Below are 26,216 nucleotides of genomic sequence, written 5' to 3' on the forward strand. Positions count from 1 at the left end.
TCACCAACAAGTAGAACAGTATATGGGGATGTTTCCCGGACATTCAATGTCAGGAATGCAGGAAAAATAAAAGGGGGACCAAATCCCCCTTAAATTTTATAACTGATTGTCAGGACAGGCGAATTATTCGCCTGATGCCTGCTGTGCTTCTGGCTTACCGTAAATTAACAGCGGTTCTGACTGGCCGCCGATCACCGACTCGTCAATCACCACTTTTTCGACGTCTTCCATGGACGGGAGATCGTACATGGTGTCGAGCAGCGCGCCTTCAACGATGGAACGCAGGCCACGCGCACCGGTTTTACGGGACATGGCTTTTTTCGCGATGGCTTCCAGCGCTTCATCACGGAATTCCAGCTCAACGCCTTCCAGATTAAACAGCGCCTGATACTGCTTGGTCAGGGCGTTTTTCGGCTCTTTGAGGATCTGGATCAGTGCTTCTTCGCTCAATTCGCTCAGGGTCGCCACAACCGGCAGACGGCCGATGAATTCAGGGATCAGACCGAATTTAATCAAATCTTCCGGTTCAACCTGAGTCAGCAGTTCGCCTTCCGTTGCTTTCTGGGATTTACCTTTCACCGTCGCGCCAAAACCAATGCCGGAGCCGGTTTCTACACGGTTGGCGATCACTTTATCCAGACCCGCGAATGCGCCGCCGCAGATAAACAGAATTTTTGAGGTATCGACCTGCAAGAATTCCTGCTGCGGATGCTTGCGCCCACCCTGTGGCGGAACGGCGGCAACGGTGCCTTCAATCAGTTTCAGCAACGCCTGCTGTACGCCTTCACCGGATACATCGCGGGTGATGGACGGGTTATCCGATTTGCGCGAAATCTTGTCGATTTCATCGATGTACACAATGCCGCGCTGGGCTTTCTGCACGTCGTAATCGCATTTCTGCAGCAGTTTCTGAATGATATTTTCAACGTCTTCACCCACATAACCCGCTTCGGTCAGGGTGGTAGCATCCGCCATAGTGAACGGAACGTCCAGCAGGCGCGCCAGCGTTTCGGCCAGCAGGGTTTTACCGCTACCGGTCGGGCCAATCAGCAAAATGTTACTTTTACCCAACTCGATGCCGTTAGAGCTATCGCCGTTACGCAGACGTTTGTAGTGGTTATATACCGCAACCGCCAGGACTTTTTTCGCCTGTTCCTGGCCGATAACATAATCGTCCAGATGGTTACGAATTTCATGTGGCGTCGGCAGCGCGCTACGTTCGCGGTGCGGCGCCACTTCTTTAATCTCTTCGCGAATAATGTCGTTGCATAAATCGACACACTCGTCGCAGATATACACTGACGGGCCAGCAATCAGTTTACGCACTTCGTGCTGGCTCTTGCCGCAAAAAGAGCAGTACAGCAGTTTGCCTGAGCCGTCTTTGCGCTTATCTGTCATGAGTCAAAACCTCTTTTCTGTTCTTTGTGCCGCACACGACGACGCAATGCCATTCTCAGGCGCAAACCGAAGTTTGCGCACAATGAGCCGCCTACTGACACCCTATAGTATAGCGGCCCATTGCCGCAGGTATCACTGACGGTGAGTTAAAATGGAGTCAACCAATCCATACTCTACAGCCTGTTCTGCTGAGAGGAAACGGTCGCGCTCGGTATCTCTTTCAATCTGCTCCAGCGGTTGACCCGTGTGCTGCGCCATAAGTTCATTCATACGCGCTTTTACTTTCAAAATTTCACGCGCATGGATTTCAATGTCCGTTGCCTGACCCTGGTAGCCGCCCAGCGGTTGGTGGATCATCACGCGTGAATTCGGCAGGCAGAAACGCTTGCCTTTCGCCCCGGCAGTCAACAGGAAGGCACCCATTGAGGCCGCCTGGCCCATACAAATGGTGCTGACGTCTGGTTTGATAAACTGCATGGTGTCATAGATTGACATCCCCGCAGTAATCACGCCACCCGGCGAGTTGATGTACAGGTAAATATCTTTTTCCGGGTTCTCTGCTTCCAGAAACAGCATCTGCGCCACAATCAGGTTAGCCATGTGATCTTCAACCTGGCCGGTCAAAAAGATAACGCGTTCCTTAAGCAGACGGGAAAAAATATCGTAAGAACGCTCACCACGTGAGGTTTGCTCCACAACCATTGGCACCAGGGCCATATGGGGTGCCATTACTTCTCGTTCGCCGCTGTATGACATTTCCGTCTCCTGGAAAAAATTAAGTAACCTGTTGCACTGATTTTACTTGAGACCGTGACGAATGACCACGCTAGCGGGTCTTGTCACCCTTCAGGACGGATTATCAGCCAGAGTCCCTACCCACAATAGATCAAATTTTCTGTTTGTTGATGCGGATATATCTTTGTTTATGGGGTTTATCACCCTCAGTTTCAAGCATAACAACCTTTTCATGTTACGCGAATATTGAAACTGCGGTTTATCCGTCCTTGCCTTAATTGCAGGCGAAAAAAAGCCCGTCGCAACAGGACGGGCTTTAACAACGCCGGGCGCGGTTTACGCCTGCTGGTTCATCAGCTCGTTAAAGGTGGTTGCTTGTTCGGTCACTTTGGCTTTCGCCAACACCGCTTCAACCGCCTGCTCTTCCAGAGCCACGTTACGCATGTTGTCCATCAGCTCTTTGTTTTTGCTGTAGAACTCGATAACTTCGCTCGGATCTTCGTAGGCAGAAGCCATTTCTTCGATCAGCGCTTTAACGCGATCTTCGTCGGCTTTCAGCTCGTTGGTACGAATCACTTCGCCCAGCAGCAGGCCAACCACGACGCGGCGTTTCGCCTGCTCTTCGAACAGTTCACGCGGCAGTTCCAGCGCTTGTTTCTCGTTGCCACCGAAACGCTGTGCAGCCTGGCGGCGCAGTACGTCGATTTCGCCGTCAATCAGCGCAGCAGGAACGTCGATGTCGTTCGCTTTCACCAGGCCGTCGATCGCCTGAGACTTAATGCGGTTACGCACAGCGCCTTTCAGCTCGCGGTCCATGTTTTTACGCACTTCGGTGCGCAGACCGGCTACGGAACCGTCTTCAACGCCAAAACGCTTGATGAATTCTTCGGTCAGTTCCGGCAGTTCACGCTGCTCAACTTTTTTCAGGTTGATAACGAATTTAGCCGCTTTACCTTTCAGGTTTTCAGCGTGGTACTCTTCCGGGAAAGTCACGTCGATGGTGAACTCGTCACCCGCTTTATGGCCTTTAACGCCTTCTTCAAAGCCCGGGATCATACGGCCCTGGCCCATTGCCAGTACGAAGTCAGAGGCTTTACCGCCTTCGAACTCTTCGCCGTCAACAGAACCGGTGAAATCGATGGTCACGCGATCTTCTTCGCCAGCGGCTTCAGTGGTTTCAGTCCAGGTCGCCTGCTGCTTGCGCAGGGTGTCCAGCATACCGTCTACGTCTTCGTCGGTCACTTCAACAACCGGCTTAACAACTTCGATGGATTCCAGATCTTTCAGTTCAACTTCCGGGTAAACTTCAAATTCAACCGCGTAGGTGAAGTCTTCACCCAGTTTGTATTCGCCCGGAACATAGTTCGGTGCGCCAGCCGGGTTGATTTTTTCTTTAATGATAGCGTCAACGAAATGACGGCTCATCAGATCGCCCAGCACATCCTGACGCACGGAAGCGCCATAACGCTGAGCAACAACGTTCATCGGTACTTTGCCCTTACGAAAACCGTCAATGCGGACTTTCTTCGCCACGTTGACCAGCTCGCTTTTCACAGCGTTTTCGATGCTGTCAGCAGCGATAGTAATCGTTACACGGCGCCCAAGGCCCTGGGTGGTTTCAACTGAAGCTTGCATCTTGTTACCTCAAAAAATCACAGTGCTCGGTCAACTCTGGAAGCCGTTGATTATTCGCTTCGCAGAACCAGGATGCTTTCTGAATCAGAATCACATTCCCTGTCGTCAGAATCATCCCGAAGACATTCCGAAAAATTAGACGCAGCATTATAGCGGCATCACTATGGTGAGTCGAGAAAAGCAACCACACGACTCTGTGGCTTTTTTCACAATTCCCGGCGGAGCTTCGCCTGAAACCTGCCGTTTCGCCTGGTTTTCAGGCAAAACAAAACGGCCCGCAGGCCGTTTCTTAGAAACTCTGTCTGGCGCAACATACTGGAAAAAGTCCTGCTGTTGCAAATCAATGTTCAGGCAATCGTTCCCGCACCTCGACAAGGCGGTGAAGCGAAAATGGTATCCTGCAGGCCTTCCCACTCTTTAGCGCTGTAAGTATGCAGGGCCAAAGCATGCACAGTGGTCGACAATTCCTCCGTCAACGTGCCGTAGATCAGGCGGTGGCGATTCAGAAAACGTTCCCCTACAAAACGATCGCTAACCAGAACGACTTTGAAATGACTTTCCGAGCCGGCCGGAACATTATGGCGATAGCTTTCATCCACAACTTCGAGGAATACGGGATCAAACGCTGCCCTGAGTTTTGTTTCTATTTGCTCACGTATCATCATGATTTCACTCCTCCGACAACGCTGCGATGCTATCCATCACTTTAAATGTTAGTCGCCTTTATTGGCTTCATAACAGATTACCAACAAATATTTAGCTTTTATCTCATTTTCTCATCGTAATGGGTGAATTAGCCTGCCACAAGCGTCATACGAAGGTTGTATCGCCAACAAAACCTGGTGAAAGGTCATAAAAAGCACAACGCGATGAATTTACATGCGTTGCCACTTCCCCTCGCCGATGGCGATGCTATGATGGCGAGAATTTTCTTCTATTTGCCTACATGTACGTTGAGACCCTGAAATGTTTAAAAAACTCTTCCTCCCGCTGATGGCTCTTTTTATGTTAGCTGGATGCGCTACACCGCCGACGACTATTGACGTCTCTCCGAATATCGCGCTGCCGCAGCAGGACCCGAGCCTGATGGGCGTGACCATCAGCATCAACGGCGCCGACCAGCGTCAGGACCAGGCGCTGTCAAAAGTGACCCGCGATAACCAGGTGGTTACCCTGACCGCCTCCCGCGATCTGCGTTTCCTGCTCCAGGAAGTGCTGGAGAAACAAATGACCGCGCGCGGTTATATGATTGGCCCAAGCGGCGCGGTGCAATTGCAGATCATTGTTAACCAGCTGTACGCGGACGTGTCTCAGGGCAACGTGCGTTACAACATCGCCACCAAAGCCGATATCTCTATCGTCGCGGTTGCCAATAACGGCAACAAGATGACCAAAAACTATCGCGCAAACTATAACGTTGAAGGCGCATTCCAGGCGACCAACAAAAACATCGCCAACGCCGTTAACTCCGTCCTGACCGATACTATCGCCGATATGGCGCAGGACACCAGCGTCCATGACTTTATCAAGCAGAACGCCCGCTAATTGACTGAGAGGCCCGGCTTGCCGGGCCTTTGTATTTTCCCGATGCCCAATCACTATTTACGAATTTTTCAGCAGCCTAAATCAGCCGTTTTGCTGATGCTGGGTTTTGCTTCCGGTCTGCCTCTTGCCTTAACCTCCGGTACGCTTCAGGCGTGGATGACGGTCGAAAATATCGATCTCAAAACCATTGGTTTCTTTTCCCTTGTCGGCCAGGCTTATGTGTTTAAATTCCTGTGGTCGCCGGCGATGGATCGCTATACCCCACCGCTGCTGGGCCGTCGTCGCGGCTGGCTGGTCATCACTCAAATCCTTTTACTGGTCGCCATCGCGGCGATGGGCTTTCTCGAACCGTCCACACAGCTGCGCTGGATGGCGGCGCTGGCGGTGATCATCGCATTTTGCTCCGCGTCGCAGGATATTGTGTTCGACGCCTGGAAAACTGACGTGCTATCGGCAGAAGAGCGCGGCACGGGCGCGGCGATCAGCGTGCTGGGCTATCGCCTGGCGATGCTGGTGTCCGGCGGGCTGGCGCTGTGGCTGGCCGACCGCTGGCTCGGCTGGCAAGCTACCTACTGGCTGATGGCCGCGTTACTGATCCCGTGCATTATCGCGACGCTGCTGGCCCCAGAACCCAGCGATGCGATCCCGGTTCCCAAAACGCTCCAGCAAGCGGTGGTTGAACCGCTGCACGACTTTTTTGGCCGCAATAATGCCTGGCTAATTTTATTGTTGATCGTGCTGTATAAGCTGGGCGACGCCTTCGCCATGAGCCTGACCACCACGTTTTTGATTCGTGGCGTCGGGTTTGATGCCGGTGAAGTCGGCGTGGTGAATAAATCGCTGGGGCTTTTCGCCACGATTATCGGCGCGCTATACGGCGGGGTTTTAATGCAGCGCCTGACGCTGTTTCGGGCGCTGCTGATCTTCGGCATTCTTCAGGGCGCATCCAACGCCGGTTACTGGCTGTTGTCGATTACCGACAAGCACATGGTCACTATGGCGAGCGCGGTGTTTTTCGAGAACCTGTGCGGTGGCATGGGAACGGCGGCGTTTGTCGCTCTGTTGATGACGCTGTGCAATAAGTCGTTTTCAGCTACCCAATTTGCGCTGCTGTCTGCCCTGTCGGCGGTGGGACGCGTTTATGTCGGCCCGGTTGCCGGTTGGTTTGTCGAAGCCCACGGTTGGCCAACTTTTTACTTGTTCTCGGTGTTCGCCGCTGTACCGGGCATTCTGCTGCTACTGGTTTGCCGCAGGACGCTGGAGTTCACCCAGCAAACCGAAACCTTTATGCCGCGCACCGTTTATGCCGGCGCGTACCGGCTGGCATTAAAGGTGTTGATGTTCAGTGGCGCTATCCTGCTGGCATGGCTTGGGGTTGTGATCGCCAATGCGTTAGATATCACCCGGTTGCCTGTTGAGACGGCACTGTTAGCGCTGGGGATCGCGCTGGCGCTGGGCGGGATTTTAGCAGGCGCAGCATTAGATTTTCTGGCGCTAAAAAAAACAGCGCAGCGTTAATTCTGCTTAAATAATGAACGTTATTTTCCGTTATTTTCCGTGGTAATCACGGGGAGTAATGAAAATAACGTTGGCTGATGGCAAATTCCCGCCAAAAAATTGTTTTTTTGTGCCCTTAACATTCTGGAATTTATAACCCAAAAAAAGCGCAATAATTTCCCTTTATCGATTCAGCCGTGGCAAGATTAATTTTGCGTGAATCAATTGTCCTATATTTGATATATTTTTGTTAAGTTTTTGTATATCATTTGAATTGGTTATACCAATTATCCGGCATAAAAAATTTAACAATCCTGATTTGTTATAACGGCCTGCAAGCCGCATTTTTGCTGTATATTTGAAATAAGTTGCAACATCTGTGATAGGTATGGCAGAACCCGGTAACACCGCGCTGACACAATGCCATTAATGTTTACAGTGTTGTAACCTTCCCGTAAAATGCCGGCACACTTTAACCGCCACCAGAATCCCCCCTGAATTGAGGTCGTTAAATGAGACTCAGGAAATACAATAAAAGTTTGGGATTGTTGTCATTAATCGCGGGTACTGTATTACTCAGTGGCTGTGATTCTGCGCTTCTCAACCCAAAAGGACAGATTGGACTCGAGCAACGTTCGTTGATACTGACCGCCCTCGGGCTGATGTTGATCGTCGTTATCCCCGCCATTTTGATGGCGATCGGCTTTGCCTGGAAATATCGGGCGACCAACAAGGATGCTAAATACAGCCCCAACTGGTCACACTCTAACAAGGTGGAAGCTGTAGTCTGGACCATCCCTATCCTTATCATTATCTTCCTCGCCGTACTGACCTGGAAAACCACGCACTCGCTTGAGCCCAGCAAACCGCTGGTGCACGACGCGAAGCCGGTGACCATTGAAGTGATCGCGATGGACTGGAAATGGTTCTTCATTTACCCGGAGCAAGGCATCGCAACGGTGAATGAAATCGCCTTCCCGGCCAATACCCCGGTGGAATTCAAAATCACCTCTAACTCGGTGATGAACTCCTTCTTTATTCCGCGTCTGGGCAGCCAGATTTACGCGATGGCGGGCATGCAGACCAAACTGCATCTTATTGCCAACGAAGCGGGTACCTACGACGGCATTTCCGCTAACTACAGTGGTGCAGGTTTCTCCGGCATGAAGTTCAAAGCTATCGCGACGCCGGACAACGAAACCTTCAACCAGTGGGTGGCTAAAGCGAAGCAATCGCCGACCGTGATGAACGATATGGCGACTTACGAGAAGCTGGCAGCCCCGAGCGAGTTCAACAAAGTCGAATACTTCTCCAGTGTTAAACCGAATCTGTTTGTCGATGTGATTAACAAATTCATGGGACACGGGAAAAGCCTGGACGTGACTCAGTCGGAAGGGGAGCACAACGCTCACGAAGGCATGGACATGAATCACGCGGAAACCTCTCACTAAGGGGCCGAGGAATAATACGATGTTCGGAAAACTTACACTGGATGCAATTCCGTACCATGAGCCAATTATCATGGTTACAGTGGCTGCGATTATCGTCGGAGGCGCGGCGTTACTGGCAGCTCTCACTTACTTCGGTAAGTGGTCATATTTATGGAATGAGTGGCTTACGTCAGTAGACCACAAACGCCTGGGTATCATGTATATCCTGGTGGCGATTGTCATGCTGGTCCGTGGTTTCGCGGACGCCATCATGATGCGTACCCAGCAGTTGCTGGTTTCTGCGGGCGAAACGGGCTTCCTGCCACCACATCACTACGATCAGATCTTTACCGCCCACGGCGTTATCATGATCTTCTTCGTGGCGATGCCGTTCGTTATTGGTCTGATGAACATTGTTGTTCCCTTGCAGATCGGCGCACGCGACGTGGCCTACCCGTTCCTGAACAACCTGAGCTTCTGGTTCACGGTGGTTGGGGTCATCCTGGTGAACGTTTCCCTGGGGGTCGGCGAATTCGCCCAGACCGGCTGGGTGGCGTATCCGCCGCTATCGGGCATTGAATACAGTCCCGGCGTAGGGGTCGACTACTGGATCTGGAGTCTCCAGCTATCCGGTATCGGTACGACGCTGACCGGTATTAACTTCTTCGTGACCATTCTGAAGATGCGTACCCCGGGCATGACGATGTTCAAAATGCCGGTCTTCACCTGGGCGGCACTGTGTACTAACGTACTGATTATCGTCTCGTTCCCGATTTTAACCGTCACCATTGCGTTGCTAACCCTGGATCGCTATCTGGGCACCCATTTCTTTACCAATGATATGGGCGGCAACATGATGATGTACGTGAACCTGATTTGGGCCTGGGGCCACCCGGAAGTGTACATCCTGGTGCTGCCAGTGTTCGGCGTGTTCTCTGAAGTCACCTCGACGTTCTCCAGAAAACGTCTGTTCGGTTACACTTCGCTGGTATGGGCGACCATCGCGATTACGGTTCTGTCGTTCATCGTTTGGCTGCACCACTTCTTCACCATGGGCAGCGGCGCGAACGTTAACGCCTTCTTTGGTATCACCACGATGATTATCGCCATCCCGACCGGGGTGAAGATCTTCAACTGGCTGTTCACCATGTATCAGGGCCGTATTCAGTTCCACTCAGCCATGCTGTGGACCATCGGTTTTATCATCACCTTCTCCATCGGTGGGATGACCGGGGTACTGCTGGCAGTACCGGGCGCGGACTTCGTTCTGCACAACAGCCTGTTCCTGATTGCGCACTTCCATAACGTCATCATCGGCGGCGTGGTGTTCGGTTGCTTTGCCGGTATGACCTACTGGTGGCCGAAAGCCTTTGGTTACACCATGAACGAAACCTGGGGCAAACGCGCTTTCTGGTTCTGGATCATCGGCTTCTTCGTGACCTTTATGCCGCTGTACGCTATGGGCTTCATGGGTATGACCCGTCGCGTCAGCCAGGATATCGACCCGATGTTTATGCCGCTGATGGTTGTGGCTGAAATCGGCGCGCTGCTGATTGCCTGCGGTATTCTGTGCATCGTGATTCAGATTTTCGTCAGCGTCCGCGATCGCAACAAAAACCGCGATCTGACCGGTGACCCGTGGGGCGCGCGTACCCTGGAGTGGGCAATTTCTTCTCCGCCGCCGTTCTATAACTTCGCGGTACTGCCGGAAGTTCACGAGCGCGACGCGTTCTGGGAAATGAAAGAGAAAGGTGAAGCCTACAAACAGCCTGCGCACTATGAAGAAATTCATATGCCGAAAAACAGCGCTGCGGGTATCTACATCGGTCTGTTCAGCACCATCTTCGGTTTCGCCATGATCTGGCATATCTGGTGGCTGGCCATTGTCGGCTTCGCCGGTATCGTGATCACCTGGATTGCGAAGAGCTTTGATGAAGACGTGGATTACTACGTACCCGTTGCCACTGTTGAAAAACTGGAAAACCAGCACTTCGACGAAATTACCAAAGCAGGGCTGAAAAATGTCAACTGAGACGATTAATGACGCGCTGGCCCATGGCAACCATGAACATGGGCACCACCACGATGCAGGAGCCAACAAGGTATTTGGCTTCTGGATCTACCTGATGAGCGACTGCATTCTCTTTGCATGTCTGTTTGCCACCTATGCCGTTCTGGTGAACGGCACTGCCGGGGGACCGACCGGTAAGGATATTTTCGAACTGCCGTTTGTGCTGGTTGAAACTTTCCTGCTGCTGTTCTCCTCCATCACGTATGGCATGGCGATGATCGCCATGAATAAAAACAACCAGGGCCAGGTGATGTCCTGGCTTGCCCTGACCTTCCTGTTTGGTGCGGGCTTCGTGGGGATGGAAATCTATGAATTCCACCACCTGATCGCGGAAGGCTTCGGGCCGGATCGCAGCGGCTTCCTGTCAGGCTTCTTTGCGCTGGTAGGCACCCACGGTCTGCACGTGACGTCTGGTCTGATCTGGATGGCAATCATGATGATTCATGTTTCCCGCCGCGGCCTGACCCATAACAACCGCGCCCGCCTGATGTGCCTGAGCATGTTCTGGCACTTCCTGGACGTGGTCTGGATTTGCGTATTCTCTGTAGTCTATCTGATGGGGGCGATGTAATGAGTCATTCTACCGATCACGCTGGCGCTCATCACGGCGGCGTCAAAACCTACCTTATCGGGTTCATCCTGTCAGTTATTCTGACCGTGATCCCGTTCTGGATGGTGATGAACGGCACCGCCTCACAGGGCACGCTTCTCGGTGTGGTTGTGGCAACAGCTGTGGTACAGATTCTGGTTCACCTGGTGTGCTTCCTGCACATGAACGCCTCCTCCGAGGAGCGCTGGAACCTGGTGGCCTTTGTCTTTACTTTGCTGATTATCGCAATCGTAGTGGTAGGTTCTATCTGGATCATGTGGAGCCTTAACGAGAACATGATGGTTCACTAAGAGCGGCACGTATGATTAAGCAATACCTGCAAGTCACGAAACCAGGAATTATTTTCGGCAATTTAATTTCTGTCATTGGGGGATTTTTGCTGGCCTCGAAGGGCAGTATTGATTATCCCCTGTTCATTTACACGCTGTCAGGCGTATCGCTGGTTGTGGCTTCGGGTTGTGTTTACAACAACGTCATTGACCGTGATATCGACCGCAAGATGGAAAGGACGAAAAACCGGGTGCTGGTTAAGGGCCTGATTTCGCCGAACGTAACGCTGGTTTACGCCACCTTGTTGGGTATTGCTGGCTTCATGCTGCTGTGGTTTGGCGCGAATCCGCTCGCCATGTGGCTGGCCGTAATGGGCTTTGTGGTTTATGTCGGCGTTTATAGCCTGTACATGAAGCGCAACTCCGTTTACGGCACGCTGATTGGTAGCCTTTCCGGCGCTGCGCCGCCGGTGATTGGCTACTGCGCGGTCACCAACGAGTTTGATACCGGCGCGGCTATCCTGCTGGCTATCTTTAGTCTCTGGCAGATGCCGCACTCGTATGCGATTGCCATCTTCCGTTTCAAAGATTACCAGGCAGCGAACATCCCGGTTCTGCCGGTAGTAAAAGGGATTTCGGTCGCGAAAAACCATATTACGCTGTACATCATCGCTTTCGCCGTGGCGACGCTGATGCTCTCGCTGGGCGGTTATGCCGGATATAAATATCTGGTGGTGGCTGCGGCGGTGAGCGTCTGGTGGCTGGGCATGGCGCTGAAGGGCTACAAAGTGGAAGACGACAGAGTGTGGGCGCGTAAGCTGTTCGTGTTCTCCATCGTCGCGATTACCTCCTTGAGTTTTATGATGTCCATCGACTTTATGGTGCCCGACTCGCATAATCTTTTGACTTACGTCTGGTAATTTCCAAAAAGGGTGCTACGGCACCCTTTTTTAATAACGCCTTCCTCGCTTAATCCCTGTAATATTCACTCACCAACCGGTAATTTACCCTTCCCCTCTCACGTATATACTTGGTGGCGGTTTTTCTTTTGAGGTGGTAATGAACGACAATAAAATGACCCCGCTTGAGCGACGCGCAACGTGGGGCCTGGGAACCGTTTTTTCGCTCAGAATGTTGGGCATGTTTATGGTGTTACCGGTTCTCACCACGTACGGCATGGCGCTTCAGGGTGCCAGCGAAGCCCTAATCGGCCTGGCGATTGGCATTTATGGCCTGGCGCAGGCGGTATTTCAAATCCCTTTCGGCCTGCTTTCCGACCGCATTGGCCGTAAACCGTTAATCATCGGCGGACTGGCGATTTTTGTGCTGGGCAGCGTGATTGCGGCGATGACCGACTCCATCTGGGGCGTGATTTTAGGCCGCGCGTTGCAGGGTTCCGGCGCGATTGCCGCTGCGGTGATGGCGCTGTTGTCAGATTTAACCCGCGAGCAAAACCGCACTAAAGCGATGGCGTTTATTGGTGTAAGTTTCGGCGTGACCTTTGCTATCGCTATGGTGATAGGCCCCATCGTCACCCATGCGCTGGGTCTGCACGCGCTGTTCTGGATGATCGCCATCCTCGCGACGCTGGGTATTTTGCTGACCCTGTGGGTGGTGCCCAACAGTGAGAACCATGTGCTTAACCGTGAATCGGGCATGGTGAAAGGCTGCTTCAGCAAAGTGCTGGCCAACAAAAAATTGCTCAAGCTGAATATCGGCATCATGTGCCTGCATATTCTGCTGATGTCGACCTTTGTCGCCCTCCCCCACCAGCTTGAAGCGGCAGGCTATCCGGCGGCGGACCACTGGAAAATCTATCTGGTCACCATGCTGATCGCGTTTGTGTCGGTGGTGCCATTCATTATTTACGCCGAAGTAAAACGCCGCATGAAGCGGGTATTTGTGTTCTGCATTATGGTGATCGCCATCGCCGAAGTGGTGCTGTGGGGCGCAGGCCCGCTGCTGTGGCAACAAATCCTCGGCATCCAACTGTTTTTTGTGGCGTTTAACTTAATGGAAGCGCTGCTGCCGTCGCTGATCAGCAAAGAATCCCCGGCGGGCTATAAAGGCACGGCGATGGGCGTTTACTCCACCAGCCAGTTTCTCGGCGTGGCGATTGGCGGCTCCCTCGGCGGCTGGCTGGCGCAGTATTTCGATACCCAAACGGTGTTTTTAGCGGGCGCACTGCTTGCCGCGCTGTGGCTGATGGTGGGCTTTACCATGGACGAACCGCCCTACGTCAGCAGTATTCGCGTTGAACTGCCGGAAGACGTGCAGGCCGATGAAGCTTTAAAAGCGCGGCTACTAGCCAAAACGGGCGTTAGCGAAGCGGTCGTCGTGCCGCAGGAGCACAGCGCTTACGTCAAAATCGACAGCAAAGTGACCAACCGGTTTGAGATCGAACAGGTGGTTAAAGGGCTGGCATAAAAAAGGCCGGTTACCCGGCCTTTTATCAATCACGAAAGTTTTTAAACTGGAACGGCTGGCCTAAATCGCCGCCGCGCACCAGCGCCATCACGGACTGTAAGTCGTCGCGCGATTTCCCGGTGATGCGAATCTCTTCGCCCTGGATCTGCGCCTGGACCTTCAGCTTGCTGTCTTTGATCAGCTTAACGATTTTCTTAGCGATGGTGGCTTCGATGCCCTGTTTCAGTTTGGCATCCACGCTCCAGTTTTTACCGCTGTGCACAAACTCTTCCGGCACCTCGATAGAACTGCCTTCAATGCCGCGCTTGAGCAGTTTGGCGCGCAGAATATCAATCAGCTGGTTGACCTGGAAATCGGATTCGCTCAGCACCTTGATGGTCTGGTTTTTATCGTTCAGTTCGAATTCCGCCGTCACGCCGCGAAAATCGAAACGTGACTCAACTTCGCGGCTCGCATTGTCCACTGCGTTGCGAACTTCCTGAAGATCGACTTCAGATACGATGTCAAAAGATGGCATGTTTTGTTCTCCCTCTCTTTGTGTGCGTTGCATAATACCCGCAACGTTACATAAAACAACTCGTATCAACCCCCCAGGACAGAAGCATAGCCGACGACGCTATACTACAACCACCTGGCTTACAGCCAGGTGAGGAGAAATCATGAAAATTACCGTACTGGGATGTGGTGCATTGGGGCAACTCTGGCTGATTGCGCTATTACGGCAGGGTCATGAGCTTCAGGGCTGGCTGCGCATTCCCCAGCCTTTTTGCAGTATAGACCTCCAGGATACTGACGGAACCATCTATAACGAGTCGATTATCGCCAACGATCCCGACTTCCTGGCGCAGAGCGATCTGCTGCTGGTGACGCTGAAAGCGTGGCAGGTATCAGACGCAGTGCTGCCGCTGGCGAAGATGCTCCCGGCTACCAGCCCCATTTTGCTGCTGCACAACGGCATGGGAACGCGTGAAGAGCTGGCCCGGGTTACCCAACCGCTATTAATGGGCGCCACTACCCACGCCGCCCGGCGCGACGGCAGCGTCATCACCCATGTTGCCAACGGCATTACTCATATCGGCCCGGCCAATCCGCAGGGCAACGATTACAGCGACCTGGCGGAGCAGTTGCACCAGGCGCTGCCGGACGTGGCGTGGCATGACGATATCAACGCCTCATGCTGGAAGAAGCTGGCGGTGAATTGCGTCATCAACCCGTTAACCGCACTGCTCGACTGCCCGAACGGCGAACTGCGCCATCACCCGGATGATATCGACGAAATCTGCCAGGAAGTGGCGCAAGTGATGGTACGCGAGGGCTACCACACCTCGCCGGAAAGCCTGCGCTATTTCGCCGATCAGGTGATCAGCAGCACGGCTGAAAATATTTCCTCGATGCTGCAGGACATCCGTATGCAGCGCCATACTGAAATTGATTACATCACGGGATACCTGCTGCGCCGCGCACGTTCGCACGGGCTTGCACTTCCCGTTAATAGCCGTCTTTATGAACGCGTTAAGCGAAAGGAGAGTGAATATGAGCGCATCGGCACTGATCTGCCTCGCCCCTGGCACTGAAGAGACCGAAGCGGTCACCACCATCGATTTACTGGTGCGCGGCGGTATTGCCGTGACGACCGCCAGCGTCGCCAGCGATGGCGATTTAAAGATTGTCTGCTCGCGCGGCGTGAAGCTGCTGGCAGACGCACCGCTGGTGGAAGTGGCCGACGGCGATTATGACGTGATTGTGCTGCCTGGCGGCCTGAAAGGCGCGGAGTGCTTTCGCGACAGCCCGCTGTTGGTAGAAACCGTGCGCCAGTTCCATCAGTCCGGGCGGCTGGTAGCGGCGATGTGCGCCTCGCCGGGCACGGTGCTGATCCCACACGATCTGTTCCCGCTCGGCAATATGACCGGTTTTCCAGGCCTTAAGCAGACCATCCCCGAAGAGAAATGGATGGAGAAACGCGCCTATTACGATGACCGCGTCAAACTGCTGACCAGCCAGGGACCGGGCACCTCGATGGATTTCGCCCTGAAGATTATCGACCTACTGGTGGGCAAAGAAAAAGCCGCCGACGTGGCGGCTCAGTTAGTGCTGGCGTCGGGTATCTATAACTACCGCGACTGAATACCGTGCGCCCTAAAACCAGGGCGCACCGCTCATCACATTGCTGTAAAACAGCATTCTGCCCGCGATCTCGCCGGTAAATACCAGGGCAATCGCCAGTACGCCAGCCCACGCGGCAAACTTACCGTTGCGCAGCATAGCGAACACCGCCACGCCGATGGCGAGGCTCGCCAGCAGTTGCCACCACAGCAGCAGGCTTGCCGCATCTGCGCCAGCGATGCGATAGCGCCACACCAGCGCGCAGGCCACTACCGCCACGCCGACAATCACGCCCGCCCGCAGCCGACGCGCCACTTCGCTGCCCCACAGGTTGGCGAAGACCGCAATCGAGACAAACCCCAACAGCAGCGCGCAGCCGATAAACGCCAGTTGGGTCGCCGGGCTATGCCACAGCGGATGCAGCACCATCTGGTAATACACCTGCGAGCTCACCAGGATCGCGGCAATCCCGGCCAGCACGGCAATTATCCCTACCAGCGTGACGGCCCTGGCGTTGACATTAATCCACACCATTAACAGCCATAGCGTCACCAGCACGTTGAGCAGGAAAAACGCCACCACTTCGCGGCTCAGCCAGGAGTGCCCCAGGCCGTATAGCGCGCGCGGCGCCCCCATCGGCGCGCCGAGGTGCGCGATGGATGCCAGCGAGCCGATGACCGTGACCAGCCAGACAAACAGCGCCACCCACTTTAACACCGGCGGCGCAAACACTGGCGCGGCGCGCTGTTGCCCAATGACCACGGCAAGCAGAGCCCCAATACCCCACTGGGTCAGTACCGTAAAGAACACCAGCGGCAGTTCGAAATGTTCCATAATTCCTCCTTACTCGTCCGCCGGAATAATCACCACGTTAGGGTGGCTGATGTTGTGGTCCGGCATGTAATAACGCTTCTCCACCAGCGCCCAGTCGGTCTGATGCTCGGCGCGCAATTGCTCGATCTCGCCAAAGCGCAGCACGCCAGCAGGACAGGATTCGACGCAGCGCGGCTTCATTCCCTGATCGATATACTCGGCGCACATGTTGCATTTGCTGGTTTTGCCCTCTGCCGGATCGTACACCGGTGCGTTGTACGGGCAGGCCATAATGCACATGCGGCAGCCGATGCAGCGGTCGTGATCCTGTACCACAATGCCGTCCGGGCGTTTGGTGTACGTCCCCGCCGGGCACACTTTCATGCACTGCGGATCGTCACAATGGTTGCAGGACATGGTGATAAATCCCTGGCTATTAGGATTGTCGCTGGTGAACTCGCGCACCCGCCGCCACAGCACGCCAGGCGGGTTATCGTGTTCCGACTTACACGCCATGCTACAGGTCTTGCAGCCGTAGCAATTTTTAATATCGATGAGAAATCCGTATTGCTTCGCCATGATTAGGCCTCCCTTTTCACATCGACCAGCGTGCTGTTACAGCAGTGCCCGTTACTGAGCAAATCCACCTGGTCGTTGGTTACATGGCTGCTGCTGCCGCCCTGCTGCTCCCACCAGCCGTTCTCCAGTGACACCACGCCTTTTTTGATATGCGTGGTCACGTCGGCAATGGCGCGGTGCTCGCCGCGATGGTTAAACACCGTTACCCATTCGCCATGCTGAATACCCCGGCGTCGCGCGTCTTCCGGGTGGATCATGACGTTCGGCTTATCGCGCTGAACTTCCAGTATCCAGGGGTTCATGCCGTGGCTGGAGTGCACGCTACGCGCCAGTTTGCGTTGCACGGCAAACAGCGGATATTTTTCCGCCAGCGCCGGCGAGCCTTTCACCGATTCGCTGACCTGCATCCAGGTCACCACCGGGGAGAATTTCTTCTGCTGCCACTCTTCGATAAACAGATTGGCTTTTTTAGTGGTGGTGCGGAACACGCCGTCTTTAAACGGGATCCAGTCTCCTTCGACCGGGCGCACCGGGCCTTTCGCCAGCATTTCACGGGTGATGCCGGAGCCTTTCAGGCAGGCGTCGATGTAGTGCTCAATCGGTTGGTTGAATACCTCGCCAAAGCCGAAGCGCTCCGCCAGACGGGCGAAGATCCAGTAGTCTGGTTTGGCTTCTCCGGGTGGCTCGACGGCTTTTTCCATGAGCTGCACGTAGTGGCTGCGTACCCCGGCCATCAGGCTGACGTCTTCAAAGATCGTCGTCACCGGCAGTACCAGATCGGCATACAGCGCCGATGAGGTCATCAGGTTATCGGCGACCACCACAAACGGCACTTTCTTAAAGGCTTCGCGCACCATGTTGGTGTTGGGCAGTTGCGTCATCGCCCCCATGGTCATGTTCCACCAGAATTTAATGGGGTTCGGTTTGCCCTGGACAATCCATTCGCCAATCTTCGACACCGGGATCGGCGGGATTTTTTTGGCGTTCGGCGCGGGCGGAATAATCGGCGAGAATTTCGCCATCTGGCGCGCGCCGCCGGCATCGCATACCCCTGCCCCGCGCTTGCCGATGTTGCCGGTGATCAGCGCCAGGTAGAACTGGCTGGCGGCGACGTAGGTGCCAAACTCGGTACGCTGAGCGCCGGACATGTTCTGCACAATCATCGATGGTGTGGTGCTGGCATAGTCGCGGGTCAGGCGAATAATGGTGTGCTCGGGGATCTCGGTCTCCGCGCTGACCTTCGCCACCGTCCAGGGCTTCGCCTGCTGGTAAATCTCGCTCATCACCGTGGTGAACGGGCTGTCCGGCGGCAGTTCCTCGCTGAACAGCGCCGGAACAATCCCTGCGGCGTCGTGGCGTACCAGGGTTTTGCTGAGGGTATCGAACACCAGGTAGCTGTCGACATCCTCCGGGGACTGGCGCATCAGCTTCTGGTCCTGGTCGACCAGATACACCGCGCCGGTATGAGCCCGTAAGAACGGCGCGTCGTAGCGCTGCTCTTCAACGATGATCTTGATCATCCCCAGCGCCAGCGCGATATCGGTGCCCGGCACAATCGGGATCCACTCATCCGCTTTGGCGGCGGTTTCGTTAAAACGCGGGTCAATCACCACAATACGCGCGCCGTTCTTCTGCGCCTGGGCGTAGTTTTTCCAGTAAGCGTGCATGGTGACTGCCGGGTTGTTGCCCCAACACAGGATAAAGCGACTATCGGGGATCGTGTCGCGGGTGTCGGCGTAGCGCAGCCCGAGCATTGGCGTCATTGATGCGGTGACCGCCGCGCAGCACAGCGAGCCTATCTGTTTGGTTGAGCCGCCGAGATAGTCGAAAAACGCTTTGCCCATGTCGTTCTTGATGGAGTCCATATTCCCGGCATGGGTGGTGATCAGCAGGCCTTCATTGCCCTGCTCGGCAATCACAGTGCGAATTTCCTTTTCGATGCGGTCCAGCGCTTCATCCCAACTAATGGGTTTGAATTTGCCCTCGCCTTTTTCGCCAGTGCGCAGCAGCGGCTGGGTCAGGCGTTGCGGGTGATAAACCCATTTGGTACGGCTGATGCCGCGCAGGCAGCATTTCACGTTGAAGTCTTTGCTTGCCTCGATCTTCACCAGTCGGTCTTGCCAGACATAGGCCGTCAGGTTGCAGTGCAAACACTCCATCGCGCAGGTAGAGCGGTAGGTTTTGTAGTCAGAAAGCTTCAGGGGGACGCGGCGCAGCGGTTCTGCCTGCGCGGTGCCTGAGGTAAAGAAACAAGGGCTGAGCGAGGCAAGCCCAACCACTCCCAGCCCTTTTAAAAGGGTTCTTCGTTTTAAACGGTATTGACTCAATGCTTCCATGATGGATCCTCCAGTGGTTCACCATTAGTGAATCACGGTACACCATTAGTGTACTTGAGGATTATCAACGAATACTCATTTTAGGGTAGGCGTACACTCTGTTTCATCGTATCGCCTGAATGGAAACGAAAGGTGATAAACTGCCATGCGAAAATTAAGAGGCCGTTATATGACAGAAAATGTACAGGGTGTGAACTCCGTTGATATCGCCGTCGCCATTCTTAATTACATCGCCAGCCAGCGAGGACGCGCCCGAGCCAGCGCCATCGCCAGCGGATGCGGTTTATCTAAGAGCCGCCTGCATAAATATCTGGTTTCGCTGTCACGTACCGGCATGCTTAACCAGGATGAAAACGGCCAATACTGCCTGGGCGAAACATTAATTAAGCTTGCCGATGCGGTGCCCGGTAATCAGGATGTCATCACGCTGGTGAACCCGGTGCTGTGCGATTTTCGCGATCGGATGAATTATTCTACTGGCGTCGCGGTCCCCACGCCGGAAGGCCTGGTGCTGCGCCACTATCACCGTAGTTTTAAAAATGTCGATATCGACTTTCTCGACAACACCCCGGTCCCGTTAGACGCCAGCGCCGCAGGGCTTATCTTTATGAGCTACGGCGTTTACCCCTCGCCCAGCCCGGAAGAGCGCGCGCAGATTGAACGGGTGCGCCAGCAGGGCTATGCGGTGCGCTACAAACCCACTCACGGCATTCCCGGCGCGCAGTCTATTGCCTGCCCGATACGCGATAGCCAGGGAAATCTGGTCGCCATTGGCGTCACCATGGGTTTTTTCGATAATGACGATGAGATTGGCCGGGTCGCCCAGGAATTAAAAAGCGCGTTAAGCCAGATTCGTTTATAGCGGCGATGTATTTGCAGAAACCCCGTTGTGTTATAACCTCCATCAATAATTAAAAAGAGGCCGCCACGTAGCGGCGCTTTCCCCTTTTTTCGGCGCGACAAGGAGTAACCGTGTCATTAAGTGATTTACTGGAACAGGCTCGTCCGGCGATTGAGTCTTACGCCAACGCGCTGCCTGCGCCGTTTCCCGCTTATGTCCTGTTTTTCAGCGCCTCTACGGGGAAAGAACGCGCGGACATTATTATCGCGCGCGGCGCAACCTTTGCTGATGCCTGGCTGGACGGTGCTACGGCTTTACAGCGTCTGCGCCAAAAAAACGATACCCAATTTATCTGGCTACGTATTGATGCCGTAAATAAAACTGACGCGTTGCGCTGGGGGGATTTAAAAGAAAAGCTCAGCAAAACCAAGCGTAATTATTTCCGCTTCGGCCTGAGTTTTGATGCTGAATTTACCCACGCCATTCTCGAACAGGAAATTAACGCCAATGCGTTGCTGTATCAGGGAACCGAAGGCGTCGCCACGCCTAACGCCGCCAATCTGGCACACTATTCCCGCTACCGTTACGGCGTAAAACTCGACTGGCCGCAACGCGATGAACAGATACTGTGGCGCTTTACTACCCAGGGCGTATTTTGCGAGGGCAATAACTGCTATTCGCTGACGCCTCAGGGCCGCCACTCCGGCTATCGCCAATTGCTGCGCTGGCAACAGTCGCTGGAGCCGATGATCCACAGCGCCACCGATTATCTGGCCCGCCAGGTGAAAAAATCGGGCCGCTACTATTACGGTTGGTTTCCCTGTTTCGACCGCGCGATCCCCACCTACAATACCCTGCGCCACGCCAGCTCGACTTACGCCCTGCTGGAAGGCTGGGAAATTACCCGCGACGCCGCGCACTTCGATGCCATCACACGGGCGCTTGAAGATCTCTCGGGCGAGCTAATAAAAACCCGGTCCCTGCCGGACGGCGGCGAGGCCGACTTTCTGGTGGATACCGGTGAAGAAATCAAACTCGGCGGCAATGCGGTGGCGATCCTGGCGATGGCGAAATACACCGAGCTGACCGGCGACAAGCGCTACGTTGAGCAAATGATCCGGCTGGCGAACGGCATCGCCTTTATGCAGCGCCCGGAAACCGGCGGGTTTGTTCACGTCCTGTATGCGGGGGATTTATCCCTTAAAGCTGAACAGCGGATTATCTATTACGACGGCGAAGCCGCGTTTGCCCTGATGCGGCTCTATGAACTGACTCAGAACCCGCAGTGGCTCAACATCGTCGAAAAGGCGGTGGATTATTTTATCGGGCAAAAGCACTGGCAGGCGCACGATCACTGGCTGAGCTACTGCATTAATGAACTCACGCGCTACCGCCCGCTGGAACGTTATTACCAGTTCGGGCTGGATAACGTGCGCGATCATCTCGATTTTGTGATTAACCGGGTAACCACCTACCCGACGCTGCTGGAACTGATGATGGCGGCCTCGCATATGATCGCCCGGCTCGCTGAATCAGAGCATCGCCACCTGCTGGAGGGTTTCGATCTCGACAAATTTAACCTGGCGCTGGAAACCCGCGCCCGCTACCTGGCGAACGGTTTTTTCTGGCCTGAACTGGCGATGTTCTTTAAAAACCCGGCGCGCATCGTCGGCAGCTTTTTTATCCGCCATCACAGCTACCGGGTGCGGATCGACGACGTCGAGCATTATCTTTCCGGCTATGTCGCGTATTACAAATACCGCCATAAGCCCATGACGTCAGTTAACGGTTAACCACGCGATGACCGCTATTTTCTCAGCGTTTCAGGCAGCTCGCTGGCGGCAAAACGGCTGGCCGTGCTGGCTGGCCCTTCTGCTGATACTGTCGCCGGGGCTGGAAGCCGACTGGAATTTTGTCGCGATAGATAACAGCACCAAACGGCTGTACGGCGTCGCCACGCCGCAGGCGCAGCGGCGCATCGACGACTGGGCAGCACTGCTGAAAAACCAGCCGGAAGGCGACGTGCGGGAAAAGCTCAGCCGGGTAAATCAATTTTTTAATAAACGTCTGGAATTTAAGGACGATATTGTGGTGTGGCGTCAGCAGGATTACTGGGCGACGCCGATTGAATTTTTGCGTAAAGGAGCCGGCGATTGCGAAGATTACGCCATCGCCAAATATCTCACTCTGCGCGAAATGGGGGTCCCGGCGAGCCAACTGCGGATCACCTACGTTAAAGCGTTGCAATTAAATCAGGCGCACATGGTACTGACCTGGTATCCAACCCCGAATGCCATTCCGTTGGTGCTTGATAATTTAAAAGACGCGATTTTACCCGCCACCCAGCGCCCCGATCTGCTGCCCGTTTATTCCTTCAATGGTGAAGGAATGTGGCTACCGCAGGCCGGCAGCAATAAACGCGTGGGTGACAGCAAGCGTCTTTCCCGTTGGCAAGATCTTCTGACCCGAATGCGTGCAGAAGGATTTGTGATTAATGAATAGGAAGTAGCCATGTCCCTGTATAAACAGCTACTGATCGGCATTTGTGTGTTTACGCTGGTGATTTTTTGCGGGAATTTTTTTGTCTCGCTGGAAAGCTCGCGTGAACAATACCGAAACCAGTTAAGCGCCCATGCCCAGGATGCCGCCACCGCGCTTGGCGTCTCGTTAACGGCGAATATCGACGACCCCACCATGGTGGAACTGATGGTGAGTTCGATTTTCGACAGCGGCTATTTTTCCCGGATCCGTGTCATCGATATTAAAACCGGTAAGGTGATTCAGGCGCGCAGCGACGCCCCGCAAAGCGCCGATGTGCCGGGCTGGTTCGCCGACCTGGCACGTATCAACCCCGGCCAGGGCGACGCCATCGTCTCACGCGGCTGGGAGCAGGTTGCGCGCGTGGAAGTGGTCAGCCATCCGATGTTCGCGCTGACCCGATTGTGGGACAACATGATCGGCAGCCTGATCTGGCTGATGAGCTGTAGCGTCCTTGGCCTGCTGGGCGCGATGCTGCTACTGCGCCGCCAGTTGCGCCCGCTGAACTATATTGTCGAGCAAGCTACCGCCATCAGCCGTCGCGAGTTTCTTAATCTCCCTGCCCTGCCGAAAACGCCGGAGTTCCGCCGGGTCATTGAAACCATCAATATGATGGTCACTCAGCTAAAAGCGCTGTTTAACGAACAGGCCCAGCGCACCGAAGCCCTGCGCCAGGAAGCCTATCACGACAGCCTGACCGGCCTGAGCAACCGCCGCGCTTTTGATATCCATCTGCAATCGCGCCTGAGCGATGAAGAAAACGCTTCCGGGCATTTGATCCTGATTCGCTTGCAGGATCTGATGGGCCTCAACCAGCGTATGGGCGGCGCTAAAACCGACGAGCTGTTAAAGGCGGTGGCTAAAATTTTACTTAACGTCCAGCAGCGATTTTTCCACGGCGACGGGCTGCTGGCCCGGGTACGCGGCGGCGAATTCGCGCTCGTTGCACCGTCTATTCTCCCTCAGGAGATGGAAACGCTGATGGGCACCCTGGCGTCGCAGTTTAAAACGCTGCACGAGACCGGCCTGAGCGACGTGACCCCGGTAGCGCATTTCGCCCAGGCGGATTTTTACTCTGGCGACACGCCGCAGACCGTCCTGATCCGCGCCGATAATTTGCTGGCGATGGCGGAAACCGAGATGAGCTATTTCGCCAGCCAGTCCCGGGCGCTGGCGGTGATCAGCGGCGACGATCATCACACCTGGTACAATCGTCTGGCAGCGGTATTGCAGTCGGAATCGTTCGCGCTGTACTCGCAGCCGGTGTACCAGTGCAATTCTCAGCAGGTCGTCCTGCATCATAAGATCCTGGCGCGCATCAAAGCGGAAAATGGCGACATCATTCCGGCGGGACGCTTTATGCCGTGGATCCACCGCCTCGGCCTCGGCAAACGCATGGACCAGGTGATGCTGAAACAGACGCTGCGGGAAATGGCGACGTCGCAGGACAACGTGGCCCTGAGCATCAGCGGAGAAAGCGTGGCCGATGACGCCAGCCTTGATACGCTGCTGGCCCCGTTAAAAAGCGTGCCGCAGTTGGCTTCGCGCCTGACGCTGGAACTGGATGAAAATGAACTGCCCGATCCAGAGCGCGTCAGCGCGATCATGACCCGGCTGAAAGAGGCGGGCTGTAATCTGGGGATCCAGCATTTTGGCGGCCGCTTCCACCTAATCGGCAACCTGCCGCAATGGGGGCTGGCGTGGATCAAAGTCGACGGTAGTTACATCCGCAACCTGAATAAAGAAGAAGATAAGAAATTATTCATCCAGGCTATATATTGGGCCACGCGGCAAATCAACCTGCCGCTGATTGCCGAGCGCGTCGAAACCATGGGCGAGTTGGCGGAACTGGAAAAAATCGGGCTTTACGGTGCGATGGGACGTTTCTTCGGCGATGCGAGCACGCTACGCCAGTAACCCACCACGATAACGGGCAGCGAACGTTGCCCGACACAGTCGAGAAAGGAGCGAATATGCACTACATCGAACGGGATGCCACAGGACGGATCATCCGGGTGGCGGCAGCGCCTTTCGCCGGGATGACGGAAGAGCAACAGCACACCACGCCGGAAATCGGCGAATGGCTTAAAAAACAGGACACGCGCACCGCGACGTTGCTGCAACTCCAGCGCAGCGACCTGGAAATGGTTCGCGTGCTGGAAGACTTAATTGAAGTGTTAATGAGCAAAGGCGTTATTAGTATTACCGACCTGCCTCACGCCGCGCAGACAAAATTAATGAGCCGCGCCCAGGCGCGTCGTCAATTAAGCGGTCTGGAAGGTTTAATTAATGATGATGACGAACAGTTAATTTAACTTAGGTATTTGTAGGAAATTTGTTAATTAATTTTTATTATTCATCACACGGCTACTAATTATGGTGGGTGGTTAAAATATATTCACATCGGGCCCTTATTCACCGGGCCTTCCAGAGCCTGTTCCCTTTCCTAAATCATTTATCCCTTGAATATATCGCCCAAAAAGCGGTTTAATATCCCGGTTAAAACAGCGTAATTTCATCTTTTATCATTATTGTCATTTTCATTAGAAATGCTTACTGATGTCCCTTCAGAGCAATCATGTGCACAGCATAAAGGGACCCTCTAACAAAAATAAAAATAGCGAAGGAAGTTCATATGAGTGGAGTAGTTGGCCTGGTTAAGGCAGTCATAGGACAAGTTTTTGTTGTTTCCCCCGATGGAAGCCAGCGCCTGTTAATTGAAGGCGATAGAATATTTGAAGGCGAGCAAGTTCTAACCGGCGCAGCAGGCGCGGTAACGCTGTCTCTCGCTGATGGTAAAACCCTCGATCTTGGCCGCGATACCGTATGGGATGCACATGGCATCACCCTTCCTGCGGCCAGTGAACAATCCGACGTCGCCGCGCTGCAACAAGCGATTGCCGACGGTATGGACCCAACACAAACTCTCGACCCGACCGCAGCAGGCCCGCAAGCTGGCGCGAGCGGCGGCGGCACGCCAGGCGCTGGCGGCGCGCATACGCATGTTGTGCTTGATCTTACAGGCGAAATTGTTGATCCCAACGCGGGTTATCCCACTATCGGCCTCGACTTTCCCGACGACACCCCAGTAGAAGAACTCACGTTGTTGGATGTTGATGATGGGGATGCGGATGCGGATTCCGACGCCGATGCGGATGCCGATTCCGATGCCGACGCAGATGCGGATGCCGATTCCGACGCCGACGCGGATGCCGACGCGGATGCGGATTCAGACGCTGATGCTGATGCTGACGCCGACTCGGATGCGGATTCAGACGCTGATGCCGATGCCGATGCCGATGCCGATGCCGATGCCGATGCCGATGCCGATGCCGATGCTGATGCCGATGCAGATGCTGACGCCGACTCGGATGCGGATTCAGACGCTG

The 26,216-nt window shown here is 54.5% G+C and carries 24 protein-coding genes; 16 read left to right on the forward strand and 8 right to left on the reverse strand.

Features of this window, described 5'->3' with window-relative positions:
* Positions 1-123: 123 nt before the first annotated feature.
* From clpX to bolA, 4 genes are all read right to left on the reverse strand, one after another.
* Positions 124-1,398 carry an ATP-dependent protease ATP-binding subunit ClpX gene (gene clpX, locus RT120_RS20045; RefSeq protein WP_125294075.1) on the reverse strand — a complete coding sequence of 425 codons (1,275 nt, stop codon included), beginning with the start codon at positions 1,396-1,398 and terminating at the stop codon, positions 124-126.
* A 132-nt stretch (positions 1,399-1,530) separates the two neighbouring features.
* The gene (clpP, locus tag RT120_RS20050; protein ID WP_312985417.1) at positions 1,531-2,154 is read right to left on the reverse strand and encodes an ATP-dependent Clp endopeptidase proteolytic subunit ClpP; all 624 of its coding nucleotides are present in this window, start codon (positions 2,152-2,154) and stop codon (positions 1,531-1,533) included.
* A gap of 315 nt (positions 2,155-2,469) precedes the next feature.
* Positions 2,470-3,768, reverse strand: a complete 1,299-nt coding sequence (tig, locus tag RT120_RS20055) for a trigger factor (RefSeq protein ID WP_312985420.1) — start codon at positions 3,766-3,768, stop codon at positions 2,470-2,472.
* A gap of 347 nt (positions 3,769-4,115) precedes the next feature.
* Positions 4,116-4,433, reverse strand: coding sequence for a transcriptional regulator BolA (gene bolA / locus RT120_RS20060; protein WP_312985423.1), 318 nt, complete (start codon positions 4,431-4,433; stop codon positions 4,116-4,118).
* A gap of 301 nt (positions 4,434-4,734) precedes the next feature.
* Here bolA and RT120_RS20065 point away from each other — a divergent pair, with 301 nt between their 5' ends.
* From RT120_RS20065 to RT120_RS20100, 8 genes are all read left to right on the forward strand, one after another.
* A complete protein-coding gene (locus RT120_RS20065; RefSeq protein WP_312985425.1) occupies positions 4,735-5,313 on the forward strand; it encodes a lipoprotein in 579 nt (192 codons plus the stop codon).
* Positions 5,314-5,355: 42 nt separating this feature from the next.
* Positions 5,356-6,831, forward strand: coding sequence for a muropeptide MFS transporter AmpG (gene ampG, locus RT120_RS20070; protein WP_312985467.1), 1,476 nt, complete (start codon positions 5,356-5,358; stop codon positions 6,829-6,831).
* 491 nt (positions 6,832-7,322) lie between these two features.
* On the forward strand, positions 7,323-8,261 hold the full coding sequence (gene cyoA / locus RT120_RS20075; protein WP_312985427.1) for a cytochrome o ubiquinol oxidase subunit II: 939 nt from the start codon (positions 7,323-7,325) through the stop codon (positions 8,259-8,261).
* 19 nt (positions 8,262-8,280) lie between these two features.
* On the forward strand, positions 8,281-10,272 hold the full coding sequence (gene cyoB, locus RT120_RS20080) for a cytochrome o ubiquinol oxidase subunit I (protein ID WP_312985429.1): 1,992 nt from the start codon (positions 8,281-8,283) through the stop codon (positions 10,270-10,272).
* Positions 10,262-10,882 (forward strand): cytochrome o ubiquinol oxidase subunit III, encoded by a 621-nt coding sequence (locus tag RT120_RS20085; protein ID WP_312985431.1) that lies wholly within the window; start codon positions 10,262-10,264, stop codon positions 10,880-10,882. Before cyoB ends, RT120_RS20085 begins: the two co-directional genes overlap by 11 nt.
* Entirely contained in the window at positions 10,882-11,211 is a 330-nt protein-coding gene (locus RT120_RS20090; protein WP_312985433.1) for a cytochrome o ubiquinol oxidase subunit IV, read from the forward strand. Before RT120_RS20085 ends, RT120_RS20090 begins: the two co-directional genes overlap by 1 nt.
* 11 nt (positions 11,212-11,222) lie before the next feature.
* Entirely contained in the window at positions 11,223-12,110 is an 888-nt protein-coding gene (cyoE, locus tag RT120_RS20095) for a heme o synthase (protein WP_125294065.1), read from the forward strand.
* 139 nt (positions 12,111-12,249) lie between these two features.
* On the forward strand, positions 12,250-13,617 hold the full coding sequence (locus RT120_RS20100) for an MFS transporter (RefSeq protein ID WP_312985437.1): 1,368 nt from the start codon (positions 12,250-12,252) through the stop codon (positions 13,615-13,617).
* A 25-nt stretch (positions 13,618-13,642) separates the two neighbouring features.
* On the opposite strand, the gene RT120_RS20105 is transcribed toward RT120_RS20100, so the two are convergent.
* Complete coding sequence (locus RT120_RS20105) at positions 13,643-14,134, reverse strand: YajQ family cyclic di-GMP-binding protein (protein WP_312985439.1); 492 nt, start codon at positions 14,132-14,134, stop codon at positions 13,643-13,645.
* 142 nt (positions 14,135-14,276) lie between these two features.
* Here RT120_RS20105 and panE point away from each other — a divergent pair, with 142 nt between their 5' ends.
* Both panE and yajL read left to right on the forward strand, forming a co-directional pair.
* Positions 14,277-15,191 (forward strand): 2-dehydropantoate 2-reductase, encoded by a 915-nt coding sequence (gene panE, locus RT120_RS20110; RefSeq protein WP_312985441.1) that lies wholly within the window; start codon positions 14,277-14,279, stop codon positions 15,189-15,191.
* Positions 15,151-15,741: a protein deglycase YajL gene (gene yajL / locus RT120_RS20115; protein ID WP_312985444.1), complete on the forward strand. Its 591-nt coding sequence runs from the start codon at positions 15,151-15,153 to the stop codon at positions 15,739-15,741. Before panE ends, yajL begins: the two co-directional genes overlap by 41 nt.
* Before the next feature lie 12 nt (positions 15,742-15,753).
* Here yajL and RT120_RS20120 read toward each other — a convergent pair whose 3' ends face one another.
* From RT120_RS20120 to RT120_RS20130, 3 genes are read right to left on the reverse strand one after another with little or no spacing between them, the layout of a single operon-like run.
* Positions 15,754-16,554: a DmsC/YnfH family molybdoenzyme membrane anchor subunit gene (locus RT120_RS20120; protein WP_312985446.1), complete on the reverse strand. Its 801-nt coding sequence runs from the start codon at positions 16,552-16,554 to the stop codon at positions 15,754-15,756.
* A gap of 9 nt (positions 16,555-16,563) precedes the next feature.
* Positions 16,564-17,112, reverse strand: a complete 549-nt coding sequence (locus tag RT120_RS20125; protein WP_312985448.1) for a 4Fe-4S dicluster domain-containing protein — start codon at positions 17,110-17,112, stop codon at positions 16,564-16,566.
* A gap of 2 nt (positions 17,113-17,114) precedes the next feature.
* Positions 17,115-19,448, reverse strand: coding sequence for a molybdopterin-dependent oxidoreductase (locus tag RT120_RS20130; protein WP_312985450.1), 2,334 nt, complete (start codon positions 19,446-19,448; stop codon positions 17,115-17,117).
* Positions 19,449-19,617: 169 nt separating this feature from the next.
* Here RT120_RS20130 and RT120_RS20135 point away from each other — a divergent pair, with 169 nt between their 5' ends.
* The 6 genes from RT120_RS20135 to RT120_RS20160 all read left to right on the forward strand — a co-directional run.
* Positions 19,618-20,310 (forward strand): IclR family transcriptional regulator, encoded by a 693-nt coding sequence (locus RT120_RS20135; protein WP_312985452.1) that lies wholly within the window; start codon positions 19,618-19,620, stop codon positions 20,308-20,310.
* 110 nt (positions 20,311-20,420) lie between these two features.
* The gene (locus RT120_RS20140; protein WP_312985454.1) at positions 20,421-22,082 is read left to right on the forward strand and encodes a Mur ligase; all 1,662 of its coding nucleotides are present in this window, start codon (positions 20,421-20,423) and stop codon (positions 22,080-22,082) included.
* 7 nt (positions 22,083-22,089) lie between these two features.
* Positions 22,090-22,791 carry a cysteine protease LapG gene (lapG, locus tag RT120_RS20145; protein WP_312985457.1) on the forward strand — a complete coding sequence of 234 codons (702 nt, stop codon included), beginning with the start codon at positions 22,090-22,092 and terminating at the stop codon, positions 22,789-22,791.
* Positions 22,792-22,800: 9 nt separating this feature from the next.
* Positions 22,801-24,744 (forward strand): EAL domain-containing protein, encoded by a 1,944-nt coding sequence (locus tag RT120_RS20150; protein WP_312985459.1) that lies wholly within the window; start codon positions 22,801-22,803, stop codon positions 24,742-24,744.
* A gap of 56 nt (positions 24,745-24,800) precedes the next feature.
* Complete coding sequence (locus tag RT120_RS20155; protein WP_312985461.1) at positions 24,801-25,142, forward strand: tryptophan synthase subunit beta; 342 nt, start codon at positions 24,801-24,803, stop codon at positions 25,140-25,142.
* A gap of 320 nt (positions 25,143-25,462) precedes the next feature.
* The coding region (locus RT120_RS20160; RefSeq protein WP_312985463.1) for a retention module-containing protein at positions 25,463-26,216 on the forward strand (754 nt) is incomplete at its 3' end.

This window comes from Atlantibacter sp., from assembly GCF_032062175.1.
Classification (GTDB): Bacteria; Pseudomonadota; Gammaproteobacteria; order Enterobacterales; family Enterobacteriaceae; genus Atlantibacter.

Excerpts from the sequence above, each read along its gene's own strand:
- clpX (WP_125294075.1), bottom strand. The coding sequence starts at position 1,398 with ATGACAGATAAGCGCAAAGACGGCTCAGGCAAACTGCTGTACTGCTCT.
- clpP (WP_312985417.1), bottom strand. The coding sequence starts at position 2,154 with ATGTCATACAGCGGCGAACGAGAAGTAATGGCACCCCATATGGCCCTG.
- tig (WP_312985420.1), bottom strand. The coding sequence starts at position 3,768 with ATGCAAGCTTCAGTTGAAACCACCCAGGGCCTTGGGCGCCGTGTAACG.
- bolA (WP_312985423.1), bottom strand. The coding sequence starts at position 4,433 with ATGATGATACGTGAGCAAATAGAAACAAAACTCAGGGCAGCGTTTGAT.
- RT120_RS20065 (WP_312985425.1), top strand. The coding sequence starts at position 4,735 with ATGTTTAAAAAACTCTTCCTCCCGCTGATGGCTCTTTTTATGTTAGCT.
- ampG (WP_312985467.1), top strand. The coding sequence starts at position 5,356 with ATGCCCAATCACTATTTACGAATTTTTCAGCAGCCTAAATCAGCCGTT.
- cyoA (WP_312985427.1), top strand. The coding sequence starts at position 7,323 with ATGAGACTCAGGAAATACAATAAAAGTTTGGGATTGTTGTCATTAATC.
- cyoB (WP_312985429.1), top strand. The coding sequence starts at position 8,281 with ATGTTCGGAAAACTTACACTGGATGCAATTCCGTACCATGAGCCAATT.
- RT120_RS20085 (WP_312985431.1), top strand. The coding sequence starts at position 10,262 with ATGTCAACTGAGACGATTAATGACGCGCTGGCCCATGGCAACCATGAA.
- RT120_RS20090 (WP_312985433.1), top strand. The coding sequence starts at position 10,882 with ATGAGTCATTCTACCGATCACGCTGGCGCTCATCACGGCGGCGTCAAA.
- cyoE (WP_125294065.1), top strand. The coding sequence starts at position 11,223 with ATGATTAAGCAATACCTGCAAGTCACGAAACCAGGAATTATTTTCGGC.
- RT120_RS20100 (WP_312985437.1), top strand. The coding sequence starts at position 12,250 with ATGAACGACAATAAAATGACCCCGCTTGAGCGACGCGCAACGTGGGGC.
- RT120_RS20105 (WP_312985439.1), bottom strand. The coding sequence starts at position 14,134 with ATGCCATCTTTTGACATCGTATCTGAAGTCGATCTTCAGGAAGTTCGC.
- panE (WP_312985441.1), top strand. The coding sequence starts at position 14,277 with ATGAAAATTACCGTACTGGGATGTGGTGCATTGGGGCAACTCTGGCTG.
- yajL (WP_312985444.1), top strand. The coding sequence starts at position 15,151 with ATGAGCGCATCGGCACTGATCTGCCTCGCCCCTGGCACTGAAGAGACC.
- RT120_RS20120 (WP_312985446.1), bottom strand. The coding sequence starts at position 16,554 with ATGGAACATTTCGAACTGCCGCTGGTGTTCTTTACGGTACTGACCCAG.
- RT120_RS20125 (WP_312985448.1), bottom strand. The coding sequence starts at position 17,112 with ATGGCGAAGCAATACGGATTTCTCATCGATATTAAAAATTGCTACGGC.
- RT120_RS20130 (WP_312985450.1), bottom strand. The coding sequence starts at position 19,448 with ATGGAAGCATTGAGTCAATACCGTTTAAAACGAAGAACCCTTTTAAAA.
- RT120_RS20135 (WP_312985452.1), top strand. The coding sequence starts at position 19,618 with ATGACAGAAAATGTACAGGGTGTGAACTCCGTTGATATCGCCGTCGCC.
- lapG (WP_312985457.1), top strand. The coding sequence starts at position 22,090 with ATGACCGCTATTTTCTCAGCGTTTCAGGCAGCTCGCTGGCGGCAAAAC.
- RT120_RS20150 (WP_312985459.1), top strand. The coding sequence starts at position 22,801 with ATGTCCCTGTATAAACAGCTACTGATCGGCATTTGTGTGTTTACGCTG.
- RT120_RS20155 (WP_312985461.1), top strand. The coding sequence starts at position 24,801 with ATGCACTACATCGAACGGGATGCCACAGGACGGATCATCCGGGTGGCG.